This window comes from Ancylomarina longa, from assembly GCF_003996985.1.
GTDB classification, from domain to species: domain Bacteria; phylum Bacteroidota; class Bacteroidia; order Bacteroidales; family Marinifilaceae; genus Ancylomarina_A; species Ancylomarina_A longa.
In genome coordinates this window covers 61,261-74,561 of sequence record NZ_RJJX01000009.1, presented here as the reverse complement: position 1 = coordinate 74,561, position 13,301 = coordinate 61,261, and the positions used below count along the sequence as shown (strand labels likewise).

15 protein-coding genes are annotated in these 13,301 nt (G+C 35.6%); 6 read left to right on the top strand and 9 right to left on the bottom strand.

All coding sequences use genetic code 11. The features are described 5' to 3' along the window. Positions 1-626 precede the first annotated feature (626 nt). Positions 627-893: a hypothetical protein gene (locus DLK05_RS08460; protein ID WP_127343580.1), complete on the top strand. Its 267-nt coding sequence runs from the start codon at positions 627-629 to the stop codon at positions 891-893. Here the strand turns inward: DLK05_RS08460 and dxs are convergent. After that, positions 890-2,803, bottom strand: a complete 1,914-nt coding sequence (gene dxs, locus DLK05_RS08455; RefSeq protein WP_127343579.1) for a 1-deoxy-D-xylulose-5-phosphate synthase — start codon at positions 2,801-2,803, stop codon at positions 890-892. The genes DLK05_RS08460 and dxs overlap by 4 nt on opposite strands. 215 nt (positions 2,804-3,018) lie before the next feature. Between dxs and DLK05_RS08450 the strand changes: the two genes are divergently transcribed. The 4 genes from DLK05_RS08450 (at position 3,019) to DLK05_RS08435 (ending at position 6,361) form a co-directional block, all read left to right on the top strand. Beyond that, positions 3,019-4,029: an OmpA family protein gene (locus tag DLK05_RS08450; protein WP_127343578.1), complete on the top strand. Its 1,011-nt coding sequence runs from the start codon at positions 3,019-3,021 to the stop codon at positions 4,027-4,029. Positions 4,030-4,116: 87 nt separating this feature from the next. Further along, the gene (locus tag DLK05_RS08445; RefSeq protein WP_127343577.1) at positions 4,117-4,908 is read left to right on the top strand and encodes a BtpA/SgcQ family protein; all 792 of its coding nucleotides are present in this window, start codon (positions 4,117-4,119) and stop codon (positions 4,906-4,908) included. 491 nt (positions 4,909-5,399) lie between these two features. Further along, positions 5,400-5,813 (top strand): HU family DNA-binding protein, encoded by a 414-nt coding sequence (locus DLK05_RS08440; protein WP_127343576.1) that lies wholly within the window; start codon positions 5,400-5,402, stop codon positions 5,811-5,813. A gap of 176 nt (positions 5,814-5,989) precedes the next feature. After that, positions 5,990-6,361, top strand: coding sequence for a hypothetical protein (locus DLK05_RS08435; RefSeq protein WP_127343575.1), 372 nt, complete (start codon positions 5,990-5,992; stop codon positions 6,359-6,361). A gap of 136 nt (positions 6,362-6,497) precedes the next feature. Here DLK05_RS08435 and frr read toward each other — a convergent pair whose 3' ends face one another. The 6 genes from frr to rplM form a co-directional block, all read right to left on the bottom strand. Beyond that, the gene (gene frr, locus DLK05_RS08430; protein WP_127343574.1) at positions 6,498-7,061 is read right to left on the bottom strand and encodes a ribosome recycling factor; all 564 of its coding nucleotides are present in this window, start codon (positions 7,059-7,061) and stop codon (positions 6,498-6,500) included. Between the two features lie 128 nt (positions 7,062-7,189). Next, entirely contained in the window at positions 7,190-7,900 is a 711-nt protein-coding gene (pyrH, locus tag DLK05_RS08425; protein ID WP_127343573.1) for a UMP kinase, read from the bottom strand. A gap of 99 nt (positions 7,901-7,999) precedes the next feature. Next, positions 8,000-8,824 (bottom strand): translation elongation factor Ts, encoded by an 825-nt coding sequence (gene tsf, locus DLK05_RS08420; RefSeq protein WP_127343572.1) that lies wholly within the window; start codon positions 8,822-8,824, stop codon positions 8,000-8,002. A gap of 30 nt (positions 8,825-8,854) precedes the next feature. Further along, the gene (rpsB, locus tag DLK05_RS08415; protein WP_127343571.1) at positions 8,855-9,763 is read right to left on the bottom strand and encodes a 30S ribosomal protein S2; all 909 of its coding nucleotides are present in this window, start codon (positions 9,761-9,763) and stop codon (positions 8,855-8,857) included. A 102-nt stretch (positions 9,764-9,865) separates the two neighbouring features. Next, the gene (gene rpsI, locus DLK05_RS08410) at positions 9,866-10,252 is read right to left on the bottom strand and encodes a 30S ribosomal protein S9 (protein WP_127343570.1); all 387 of its coding nucleotides are present in this window, start codon (positions 10,250-10,252) and stop codon (positions 9,866-9,868) included. A gap of 5 nt (positions 10,253-10,257) precedes the next feature. Continuing rightward, positions 10,258-10,713 carry a 50S ribosomal protein L13 gene (gene rplM / locus DLK05_RS08405; RefSeq protein ID WP_127343569.1) on the bottom strand — a complete coding sequence of 152 codons (456 nt, stop codon included), beginning with the start codon at positions 10,711-10,713 and terminating at the stop codon, positions 10,258-10,260. 408 nt (positions 10,714-11,121) lie between these two features. On the opposite strand from rplM, the gene DLK05_RS08400 reads away from it, so the two are divergent. Then, positions 11,122-11,643 (top strand): DNA-3-methyladenine glycosylase, encoded by a 522-nt coding sequence (locus DLK05_RS08400; protein ID WP_127343568.1) that lies wholly within the window; start codon positions 11,122-11,124, stop codon positions 11,641-11,643. 43 nt (positions 11,644-11,686) lie between these two features. On the opposite strand, the gene DLK05_RS08395 is transcribed toward DLK05_RS08400, so the two are convergent. Next, positions 11,687-12,826 carry a lipid A deacylase gene (locus DLK05_RS08395; protein WP_127343567.1) on the bottom strand — a complete coding sequence of 380 codons (1,140 nt, stop codon included), beginning with the start codon at positions 12,824-12,826 and terminating at the stop codon, positions 11,687-11,689. 276 nt (positions 12,827-13,102) lie between these two features. Beyond that, positions 13,103-13,300, bottom strand: coding sequence for a PspC domain-containing protein (locus tag DLK05_RS08390; RefSeq protein WP_127343566.1), 198 nt, complete (start codon positions 13,298-13,300; stop codon positions 13,103-13,105). Position 13,301 lies beyond the last annotated feature (1 nt).

Below are 13,301 nucleotides of genomic sequence, written 5' to 3'. Positions count from 1 at the left end.
GCGCAAACGATGTATGTGCTGCCCAACCTATTTTTAATAGGTAGTTTTTAGGTTTTGAAGAAATATTTTAGGAGATACAAAAAGTCAAGTGGACTTCTAGATCAAAAAATTGTGAGATACCATTTTACCTTTAAAATACCTCGTTAAAATTCTCGAGATATCATTTTAAGTTTCAAATGATAGTTCAAAATTTTCCGACAAGCCAATAAATGATTTTTTGGCACTTCAAATTTTCTCAGGAGCTCGTCCTAATCGTAAAATGAATGATTTTTTTTCTCAGCACTCTTTCCGAAGATTAAAATATGTTCTAAAAATTCTCAGCAGTCTGTTTTAGGCTTTAACTACCTCTATTTTTTTTCTGGCACTCCTTCCGAAGATTAAGATAAGACTTGAAAAAATTTTGACAGCATTACAAAACAATACAGCTATGTATCTATACTATAGCCAGTTTTGTAAAATATTTTTTTTTGATACTTTAAATATCCTTAAATTAAAAAACAGAGAAAAATGATCCTTCGAAAGAAACTCTTATTTGCTCGGTATAATAATTTCGGGAATATGAAGAGGAGCTGGTAGAAATTGCAAATCAGTTCTTTTTATTGATAAATATAGTTTATCAAAGTGTGATGAAAAGAGTAATAAAGGACTACAAAAGCATTGGACTGGAATTGTTCCAACTTTTGATTAAATCCTTCCCACATGGGATTTATGAAGATGATTTAATTCAATTTACGAAACCAACCGGAGAAAAGATAAATGCATTAGAACTAAAAACTGAAGATGTTATTTATCTCATTAAAATGGATCTGGAAATGCACAATAGAATCGATTCTTTCACAGGCGATTTCGAAGGTCTTGATCCCTATTCCGATGGTTATCGGGATAATTTCTAATTGATTTGTTCTGCCAGTATTTCCACTACCGTTTTGATAATGCCATCTTTATCGTATCCACATTCTTTATAGAGTTCCTGCTGTGTACCTTGTTCCACCCACTTGTCGGGCACTCCCAATCGGGTTACTTTGCAGTGGTAATCCTGATCGTTAATAAATTCCATTACAGCAGACCCCAAACCACCAATGATACTAGCATCCTCCAGGGTAATAATATGCTTGAATTTACTACATACTTCCTGTAATAATTCTGTGTCGATAGGTTTCAAATAGCGCATATCGTAATGGCCAACAGAAATATTATCTTTTTCCAGTTCTTCAATGGCATCCATCGCCTCGATTCCTATGGCACCTATCGATAAAATGACTAAATCTGTACCGTCTTTTAATTGCTGTCCTTTTCCAACCGGAAGAATTGTAAATTCTTTTTTCCAATCGATTATCCTACCTCGGCCGCGAGGATAGCGAATGGAGAATGGCCCCATGTCCTCTTGCTGAGCAGTAAACATCAGGTTGCGCAATTCAATTTCGTTAAGCGGAGCAGCAATGGTCATATTTGGTACACAACGCATAAAGGCAAGATCATAAACCCCATGATGAGTAGCACCATCAGCACCAACAACACCTCCCCGATCCAAACAAAATACTACATTCACATTTTGCAAGGCCACATCATGAATTACCTGATCGTAGGCACGCTGCATAAACGAGGAGTAGATTGCACAGAAAGGTACTTTTCCTTTGGCTGCCAATCCGCCCGAAAAAGTTACTGCATGTTGCTCGGCAATACCCACATCAAACGCGCGATCCGGCATTTTTGCCATCATGATATTTAAAGAACTTCCCGTAGGCATTGCTGGTGTAATTCCAACAATTTTATCATTCATTTCGGCTAGTTCCACTAAGGTATTACCAAATACATCTTGAAATTTGCTTGCCTGTGGTTCGCTTGTTTCTTGTTTAAAGATTTCTCCGGTTACCTTATCAAATTTTCCTGGCGCATGCCAGTAGGTTTGGTGTAGTTCCGCTTGTTTAAATCCTTTTCCTTTTTGGGTAATACAATGAAGTAGTTTTGGTCCCGGAATTTTTTGCAAATCACTAAGCACTTTCACCAAGTGATTCACATTGTGACCATCTACCGGACCAAAATATCTAAAGTTTAAGGCTTCAAAAATATTACTTTGTCGCAAAAGAATGGTTTTGATACCATGCTCAACTTTTTGAAATAGTTTCTGCGTGTTTGGATTTAGCCGGTTAAATTTCCCTAATAATCGCCAAACATCATTTTTTACTTTATTGTAGGTTTGCGAAGTAGTAATATCCAGAAGATATTCGTTTAATCCTCCAACATTCGGATCGATTGCCATATTATTGTCGTTCAAGATAACCAACAAATCAGCATTCTTATTTGCAGCATTGTTCAATCCCTCAAAAGCCAATCCTGCTGTCATCGAACCATCACCGATTACAGCTACAGTTTTACGGTCTAATTCTCCGTTTAGATGAGCAGCAACTGCCATTCCCAATGCTGCAGAAATCGAAGTAGAAGAGTGACCTACGGTAAAAGCATCGTACTCACTCTCGTTGCGGTTGGGAAATCCACTAATTCCTTTATATTTTCTATTGGTATGAAAAACATCTTTTCTTCCGGTGAGAATCTTATGTCCGTAGGCTTGGTGTCCCACATCCCAAACTAAATTATCATAGGGAGTATTCAACACATAATGCAAGGCAACCGTCAACTCAACCACCCCAAGACTAGCACCAAAATGTCCCGGATTACAAGAAACCTGATCGATGATTTCCTGTCGCAATTCAGCACACACCTGTATCAAGTCATCTTCTGAAATCTTTTTAAGATCTTTTGGATAATTGATTTGGTCTAATAATTTTTTTCCCGCTTTCGCCATGTACGAAATTCCCCTTTTCGATCGTTAAACAGACTATTGATGGTGGAGTTTATTGATATTTTCTGGACTGTACCAACCTCCGTGAAAATTATGCACGAAGATAATAAATAAAAATCAAGTAATCTTCGGATTGATTGTGTCTATAAAACGCTGTATGCTTATATTTGTTTATCTAAGCATGTATTCTATTACGAACCTAAAGTTTACCATTAAACATGATACAAAAAACAAATCTTTCCCTTATCAGCTTCCTATTCATTCTAATTTTGTCCTCTTGTGTGCCTACCCGGCAGTTCCAGGAACTTCAGGCCAAACAGGAAAATTGCCAGGATGAATTGGAGATGGCAAAAGATAAGAACATCCAACTAAGTGAGCAAAACAATGAGCTACAAGGAAAACTCGAAGTTTTAAACGATAAATACCTGGCATTGCTGACGGATACTCTTAGCATTTCGAGAAGACTGCAATCTACAAGGGAACGTTTGAACCGATTGGAGAATAGTAATCAGGATTTATTGACCCAGATGGCAGGAATGCAAAAAGGAAATGCAAGGGAGACCAAGGTTTTACTTGAGCAGATCCGAAAAGCACAAAACAATTTGCGAACTCGTGAAGATGAGGTGCTTGCTCTTGAAAAACAGATGGATGCTCGCAAAAGAAGACTGGATGCTTTGCAAACCGAAATTGGAAAAAGAGATCGGAGATTGAAGGAATTGGAATCCGCACTAAACCGTAAAGATGAAGCGGTTCGTGCCTTAAAACAAAAAGTTAGAAATGCCCTTACCGGATTTGAAGGGAATGGCTTGTCCATCAGTACCAGAAATGGCAAAGTGTATGTTTCTATGGAGGAAAAATTGTTATTTCAGTCAGCAAGTTATCAGGTAGATCAAAGGGGTGTAAAAGCATTGGACCAATTAGCTGTTGTTTTGGCTCAGAATAAAGATATTAATGTGATGATTGAGGGACATACCGATAATGTTCCTTATCACGGAAGTGGAGCCTTGAAAGACAATTGGGATTTAAGTGTGAAACGTGCCACTTCAATTGTTCGCATTCTTATCAGAAATAAAGGCATTGCACCGCAACGATTAACCGTTGCCGGAAGAAGCAAATATGTTCCGGTTGAAAGCAATTCATCTGCTTTGGGAAGAAGTAAAAACCGGAGAACAGAAATTATATTGACTCCAAAGTTGGATGAATTATTTAAAATACTAGGAACTAATTAAGCAGCAAATCACAAGCTTCAAGCTCATAGTTCAAGTCATTTTCTTACAACTTGTGTCTTGCTGCTTGTAACTTACAAAAAAGAAGTTATGAATCTAAACAAAACAATTATAGGAATGGTGCATGTTCAGGCATTGCCCGGCACACCCCAAAACAAATATTCCATATCTCAAATTTGTGATATTGCGGTAAGCGAGGCAAAACTATATGCAGCAGCCGGTCTGGATTCCATCATGCTAGAGAATATGCACGATGTACCTTATTTAAAGGGAACCGTTGGACCGGAGATTATTGCAGCCATGTCTGTGGTGGCAAAGGCTGTTCGTGAGGCAGTTGATTTACCTTTGGGAATTCAAATATTAGCAGGTGCAAATAAGGAGGCTCTCGCTGTGGCTAAAGCTGCTGATTTGCAATTTATTCGTGCGGAGGGTTTTGTGTTTGGACATGTGGCCGACGAAGGATATATCGATTCTTGTGCGGGAGAATTATTGCGTTATCGCAAAGCCATTGATGCAGAAGATATCTTAGTATTTACGGATATTAAAAAGAAACATAGCTCTCATGCCATTACTGCTGATGTAGATATTGATGAAACTGCTGTTGCTGCAGAATTCTTTCTCAGTGACGGGGTAATCGTTACAGGTTCGGCTACCGGAAAAGCAGTTTATTTACACGAACTAAAAAGTCTGAAAGATAAAATACAAATACCTATTTTGATTGGATCCGGAATCACAGATGAAAATTTAGAGGAATATTGGAATTACGCCTCTGCTTTTATTGTGGGTTCGTATTTTAAGGAGAAGGGTGTTTGGAAGAATAAAATAGATGAAAAAAGAATTAAAAATTTTATGGATAAGGTAAAACTTTTAAGGTTAGGCTAAGTAATCGTAACGAAACAATCTGTATTTTCATTTAGGAACATAAGTTAAAGCACCAAGTGTATAAGATAATCAAGTTATATCCTTGCAACTTTTAAGTGATAATTATAATATAGATATTTACTAAGACTCTGGAGAATTTGTATTTCCAGAGTTTTTTTATTTGTGTGGTATGATGAATAATTTTAGTTTATTGTCAATTAATTTTACACAATCACGAACTCATATTACATACTCGAAAATTCAAACAACGTATTTATGAATTGGTTATAATTTTTCTTGCATCGAAATAAAATAGCATTTATATTTGAGTGTAATTATCAATAAACACAACGCAACAAAATAGTTTTGTCATTATTATGATGGATTCTTATTAGGAGGAGCATTTAAAACAAGCATAGGGGATACAAGTAGGAATTCGACAAACAAAATTTGCTAAACAATTCAGAGTTTTGTACAAAATCAATTATACGTTGAACCAAAAATGTTAAAAAATGAGTATTAATTTTAAAGTTATCGGGAGAAAAAATCCCCGAGATCCTCAGGCACCTGCCAAGTATTATGCTTCCCTCAACTCAAAAGGAAGAAGAAACATTCGCTACATAGCCGGAGAGATTGCCGATCGTTCCAGTTTGAATAAAATGGATGTATTGTCGGTAATCGAAGGTTTCCTTCAAATTGTACCCAAAACCTTAAACGATGGCTACACAGTTGATCTTGGTGAGTTTGGCAATATGGGACTAATAGCTAAGAGCGATGCAGTAGAAAAACAAGAAGAGTTTAATGCCACCCACATTCAGGGAGTAAAAGTTAGTTTCCGCCCTGGAAAATTGTTCAAGCATGAATTAACTGATGCTGAATTTGAGAAAATTACCACTCCCGAAGAATCTCCTGTTACGAGTGAATAACAATTCAAAATGTACTACAAAAAAGTTTTGACTTTATTTTATAAAGTCAAGATGTTATTAAATAAAGTCTAGACCTTTTTGTAAAAAGGTCTGGATGTTTTTTCCCGAAAGTCTTGATCTTTTTAAAAAGAATTAAAAAGCCGCTTTGAGTTTAGAATAAATGGCAATTTCTAGCCTTGGACTACTTTTATTCGATTTCAGTAAATAATCAGAAAAGTAATGGAAGCAAAACGAAATCAACAGAACAAATTCACAAAGCACGAATTTGTTATTATTTGGATTCCAGACAATGGATTGAAATGCGTCCAGAATATTCCTTACTTCAACAGTCTAATCATAGAAGTCAGCAGGCACTATTTACCGATTTAATCTATTCATACACTCCCAAAGGAAGTAGATTTAGTTATCTGTTAGAATGCCGAAATATTTTTAACAGCAAGTACATCTACTCCACTTTCGATTCCAGTCTTAGCCTTATTTACAACGAATTTGCCTTAATGCCACGACAAATTGTAGCTCGAATTCAATTTTCTTTTGGTAAGAATTAAAGAGGTAGAAAAAGTTTAATACTTAAATGCCACAAGGAACATATAGTCTGGGAGAAACTTTTTTACTACTATTTAAATGAAATGACATTAATATGTCAAAATAAAAAAAGCTGCCTTTTGGCAGCTTTTAAATATTCTATATGGTCATGATATCTTTTTCTTTCGCGTCGAATAAAACATCAATTTTCTTTCCAAAATTATCGGTCATTTTTTGAACTTCGGCTTCCGCATCCTTCTCAATATCTTCAGACAGACCTTCTTTAACCAATTTTTTTAATTCATCGTTGGTGTCTCTACGAGCATTACGAACACTTATTTTTGCATTTTCGCATTCGCTCTTCGCTTGTTTCACCAAATCATTTCTACGCTCTTCGGTTAAAGCCGGAATATTAATTCGGATTAATTCTCCATTATTATCAGGATTCAATCCTAAATTGGCGTTCATAATGGCTTTTTCAATAGGAGTAATCATCGCTTTTTCCCAAGGTTGAACAGCAATAGTTCTTGGGTCTGGAACGCTGACATTTGCAACTTGCGCAAGAGGTGTCATACTTCCGTAATAATCCACCATAATTCCGTTTAACATACTAGGATTGGCCTTACCTGCACGTATTTTAAGTAATTCTTTATCAAGATGGTCAACTGCAGCCTCCATCTTTTCCTTTGCATCTTCCAGATACATTTGAACCTCTTCAGTCATGGGAGAAAGATTTAATTGTGATTATTGATCAATGTAATGTTCTAACAAAAATAGTAAAAATTAGGACTTCAATAAATATACTCCTAATTACAAAATCGAAATTAGCATATTTCCTGAAAATACTGGCTCTAATTATGTACTAAGGTACCAATGTTTTCACCTTCAATAACTTTCTTCAAATTTCCTTTGGTATCCATATCAAAAACAATAATAGAAAGATCATTCTCCTTACACATAGTAGTTGCTGTAAGATCCATGATACGAAGATTTTTATTGTAAATCTCATCAAAAGTGATAGATTCGAATTTACTCGCTTTTGGATCTTTCTCCGGATCAGCGGTATAAATTCCATCTACGCGTGTTCCTTTTAACATCACATCTGCCTCCATTTCAATGCCTCGAAGGGAAGAACCCGTATCCGTGGTAAAATATGGATTTCCAGTTCCAGCCGAGAAAATAGTTACATATCCTTTGTCCAGATAATCCAAGGCTTTTTGTTTGGCATAGAATTCTCCGATTGGTTCCATTCTTATGGCAGTTAATACACACGATTTGCAATCAATTGCTTCTAATGCAGAGTTTAAAGCAAGACTATTAATTACTGTAGCCAGCATTCCCATTGAATCTCCCTTAACTCGATCAAATCCTTTAGCTGCACCACTTAAACCACGGAATATATTTCCACCGCCAATAACAATTCCAACTTGAACACCAAGATTAGCAATTTCTTTGATCTGTTCGGCATAATCATTTAAGCGCTGCGAATCAATGCCATATTGCTGATCTCCCATTAGAGATTCGCCGCTCAATTTTAAAAGAACACGATTATATTTAACCATTTTATCAGATTTTTATTCTTAAAGATGAGAAAATTCTTTTAAAGGATAAAAAAAAAGAGTTCCGAAAAGGAACTCTTTTAATATGTAATAATAATTGTATTAAGCATTTAGAGTGAAGCGTTTCATCTCAACCACGGTTAATTCTTTGTCAGCTTCTGCTAGATACTGCTTAACAGTCTTTTTGCTATCCTTAACAAAGTCCTGGTTTAATAAAGTTACTTCTTTGAAGAATTTACCTAAACGACCTTGAGCAATCTTATCAAGCATTTGTTCAGGTTTTCCCTCAAGACGAGCTTTTTCTTTTCCAATTTCAAGCTCTTTAGCTACGACATCTGCAGAAACAGCATCCTTGTCAATTGCGATAGGAGCCATTGCAGCTGCTTGCATGGCAACATCTCTTGCCATTTGATTTTCAACTTCTTTGTTAAAACCAATCAATGTAGCTAATTTGTTACCAGCATGGATATAAGCAACAGAAGATGCCGCTTCAATTTTATCGAAGAAACTCAGATCAATTTTTTCGCCGATAATTCCAGTTTGCTCTGTAACATGTTCTTCTACTTTTCTACCTTCTAATTCTAAAGCTTTCAAAGCTTCCAAATCAGCAGGCATATTTTCTAAGGCTAAGTCAAGAATTTTTGTTGCAAATGCTACAAAACCATCATTTTTTGCAACGAAGTCAGTTTCGCAGTTCAAAGTGATGATAACGCCATTTTTCTTATCTTCAGAAACTTTTGCTAATACTACACCTTCAGTTGCTTCTCTGTCGGCACGTTTGTTAGCTATAGCCATACCTTTTTTACGAATAATTTCGACTGATTTGTCAAAATCACCATCCGCTTCGATAAGAGCTTTTTTACAATCCATCATTCCTGCGCCAGTTGCTTTACGCAATTTGGCTACATCTGCTGCTTTAATAGACATGATATATCGAATTTATTTTTTGTGAATTAATTATTCCTTATCATTCTTTTCTGCCTTATTAGCAGGAGCTTCAGGAGTAGCAGGAGTCTCAGGAGTCTCAGGAGTAGCTTTTGCTACAGGAGCTTCTTTTGCAACAGGAGCTTCTGGTTTAGCTTCTTCCACTGGAGCTGCTTCCTTCTTAGCTTTTCTAAGCTTAGAAGCTTTTTTGTCTGCAGCAACTTTTTTGTCTGCAGCTTCTTTTTCTTTTTCTACTTTTCTTTCAGATAATCCTTCTTTAATAGAATGGGTAACTTTATCAAGAATGATAGAAATAGAGTTGGAAGCGTCATCATTAGCTGGAATAACAAAATCGATACCTGCTGGACTTGAGTTGGTATCTACCATAGCAAATACAGGAATACCCAAACGGTTTGCTTCTTTTACTGCGATGTATTCTTTCATTACATCAACTACAAATAAAGCAGCTGGTAATCTGGTCAGATCAGCAATACTACCTAAGTTCTTTTCCAACTTAGCTCTCTGACGAGAAATTTGTAGTCTTTCTCTTTTAGAAAGGTGGTTAAATGTTCCATCTTTTTCCATTTTGTCGATAGAAGTCATTTTTTTAACTGCCTTTCTGATAGTAGGGAAGTTTGTTAACATACCACCTGGCCAACGCTCAGTTACAAATGGCATATTTACTGCACTCACTTTTTCAGAAACAATAGATTTTGCTTGCTTTTTAGTAGCAACAAAAAGAATTTTTCTTCCTGATTTAGCAATTTGCTTTAATGCTGCAGAAGCATCATCAAGCTTTACAGCTGTTTTGTGTAGGTCTATTACATGGATTCCGTTGCGCTCCATAAAAATATAAGGAGCCATTTTTGGATTCCATTTTCTGGTTAAGTGTCCAAAATGACAACCAGCTTCCAATAATTCTTCAAATGTAGTATTTGACATTTTTTGTTTTTTTTAATCGTTTACATTCATTTTATGGCAATTGCTAGGTAGTTCGAATTTCGAAGTCTCAACAATTTAGATACTAAACCTGCCACAAAAACATTAACGTTTACTAAATTGAAATTTCTTACGTGCTTTAGGTTGTCCTGGTTTTTTACGTTCAACCTCACGAGGATCACGAGTCATGAAACCTGCAGTTCTTAATGCAGCTTTTGATTCGGCATCAATTTTTACTAGTGCTCTGGCAATAGCCAATCGAAGCGCTTCAGCTTGTCCTGTAACTCCACCACCATCAAGATTTACTTTGATATCGTATTTATCAGCAACCTCCAAAAGGTTTAAAGGCTGAGTAACGATGTACTGTAGAGTTCCGGTAGTAAAGTACTCTTTAAGCTCTTTTTTGTTGATGGTAATCTGACCTTTACCTTCGCTAACGTATATACGGGCAACTGCTGCTTTTCTACGTCCAATAGCATTAATTACTTCCATACCTATTATTTAATTGTGTTTAAATCTAATTTTTTTGGCTGTTGAGCTTCATGTTTGTGCTCAGAACCTACATATACATATAGATTAGTGTAAAGTTTACTTCCCAATCTGTTCTTTGGAAGCATACCTTTTACAGCTTTCTCGATTAATCTCTCTGGATGTTTTGCTAATAAATCAGCAGGAGATTTAATTCTTTGTCCACCTGGGTATCCAGTAAAAGAGAAATACTGTCTGTCGTTTAACTTATTACCAGTTAATCGCACTTTTTCAGCATTGATAATGATCACGTTGTCTCCACAATCAACATGAGGAGTGTAGTTTGGCTTATATTTACCTCTAAGTAGTTTTGCTACTTTAGAGCTAAGTCTACCTAACACTTGATTTTCTGCATCAATAACAACCCACTCTTTGTTAGCAGTAGCGCTATTTGCAGAAACGGTTTTGTAACTTAATGTATCCACTTCTAAAACTTTTAATTATTAATACTTTAATACAATTATTCCAATTTGGCTTGCAAAAGTACATTATTCCTCTAAATACACCAATTTTTTCATTGATTTATTGATGAATCACTTAACCCGTTGTGGATAATCGGGATGATGTGGAGTGGCCAAGTCAATCAAAAAATCTAAATTGATATATCACCCAATATTGAAACTTATACTTGCTAAGGGTAGTAGAATCAATTGTTTGGGGTTGGAATTTTACTTTGTAAACCCATCGGTACAATTTCTCTGCAAAAGTAGGAAATAATTTTATTTCAAACCTTACATTCTTTACTTTTTTATGGCACAAATAAGAACAGATGATTTGATATGCAATGAATAAGGATTTTTTTATTTTTATAAAAGGAATTTCAGAGACAGAGTATGGGACGTAAATTAGGAAAATCGTTTTTCCGTTGTGATATCCATATGGTGGCTCGTGCTTTAATCGGAAAGATTTTGGTGCGAAAATGGAATAATGGTAAGTTAACGAAATACAGGATTACTGAAATAGAAATGTATGTAGGAGAAGATGATCTTGCCTCTCATGCTTCCAAAGGTCGAACCTTGAGAACGGAGGTGATGTATGCGACTGGTGGAAAGGTGTATGTTTATCTAATTTACGGAATGTATTGGCTATTGAATATTGTAACAGGAGAAGTGAATAAACCTCAGGCCATTTTAATTCGTGGTTTAGATAATATTAACGGTCCAGGTAAAATTGGGAAACAATTAAAATTAGATAAAAGTTTTTACGGAGAAGATCTTTCTGTATCAAATCGCATATGGTTAGAAGATGATGGAAAAAAATACAGCTTCACCTCACATCCTCGTATTAATATTGATTATGCCGAAGATATTTGGAAAAATAAACCTTATCGTTTCGTCTTAAATAAGCTTATTTAGGATTCCACTTGCTTCTTTAGAGTTTAATTCATTGAAAGTGCTTTTAATTCCATTTCACCTTCTTCAAAAAGAAATCTCCATTAATACGAAGATAAATGGCTGTAGAATAGCTTTCTTTTGAATTTCTCAGGTCATAATATAAATCCAGTTTTCCACCAAAATAGATCCCCTTCGAAATCCTTTTTTCGTAGTAATAGTTAAGCGTTGCAAGCTCTCTCCTCGATTCAAAATAGCCAGGCTTGGCATAGGAGGAACTTTGAAACAATTCAAATCCCCGGGAAGCTGCAAAATGATAGGCATTCCAATACCCAATACTTAGGCTGGAATATTTGGTGGTGATATTTGCCTGAGGATATAAAGCATGACCGTCATCAAAAAGGAACTCTTTACGAGAGGAGTTGTCAATGAAATAATAGGCAATAGCTTTCAGACTCCAGGAAGTGAATCGTGAATTTTCTATCTTCCTAGCCAACTTTAAACCTGACGAAAAATGCCCAATAGTTTGGACCGTACCATTCGAACTATCAATTTCACCACCTCTGTGAGTAAATAAAATTTTAGCAGGTATACTTATTTTGTAAGGAGAAGATAATTGGTTGATTCGTATTTCTGATGAAACACCAAAGGTAAATCTCTCCTGAAAAGGATCGTTCTCTAGAATAAATTGTTCCCAGTTAATCCAAGTATCTAATTGCAATCGCTTTGAGCTGTATAAGATTTGAAATCCATTTTCGGCTTTGTCTGTAAAAAAACGTTCAGGCTCATAAAGCACGCGTGAAAGATCGTGGTTATTATCTTGATTGAGAGCTCCCAAGATAATATCAAGCTGATCTGAAGCATGATAATTTGCTGTAAGAATTGGTTCTGTTTTTGTAAAATTCTCACGACCGGAATATTTCTGCAGTCTGGCTCCAATTTCTAACCTAATCCTTGAACTTGGATAATAAACCAATTTTGGACTTGCTAAATATCCCATATAAGTGGCACCATTGGTAAAATTCCCATCGTATTCATTATTCTTCACAAAATTGAAATTCTCCAATCTTAAAAATAATTTACTACTGTCTAACTTTTGAAATGCCATATAATGCACAAAGGGTGTATTCTCTTGCGCTTTAGAATTCGCGAAAATAGACAAAAAAGATAGTATGAAAATGATTTTATAGATGGTGTATTTTTCCATAATTTGTGTTTTAGCAAATACAAATGTAGGATTATCCGCTAAAATTTAATGCATATTAATCGCAAAAATAAGAGCTTAGTGGAAAGCTGAAGCCATTTTTGTTGGCAAAAAACTCCTATTCCTTTCAATAAAGAGAGTTCCTCTCCATAAAAGGAAAGAAACTCCAGTTAATTTGCATGCTCCATGTATGAAGATCAGAGAAAAAGACGAAATCCGGATCTTTAACAAATGAGGAGATTGCATCATAAATAAGTAACACCAAAACGGAGAACCTATTTAAACGGTTTCGTATGGCGAATCAGATAAAACTAAAGCCAGGATAAAGTAAACCAACAACATTAAAGGATTGAATAAGGTTAAAATCAACCAACCAGCTCTTATAATAACCGGATCCAATTCAGGATTTATGTATTGTGATATTCCACCGCAAACACCTGCAATTTTTTTATACTGAGATCTTGTTAATTTTTTCATC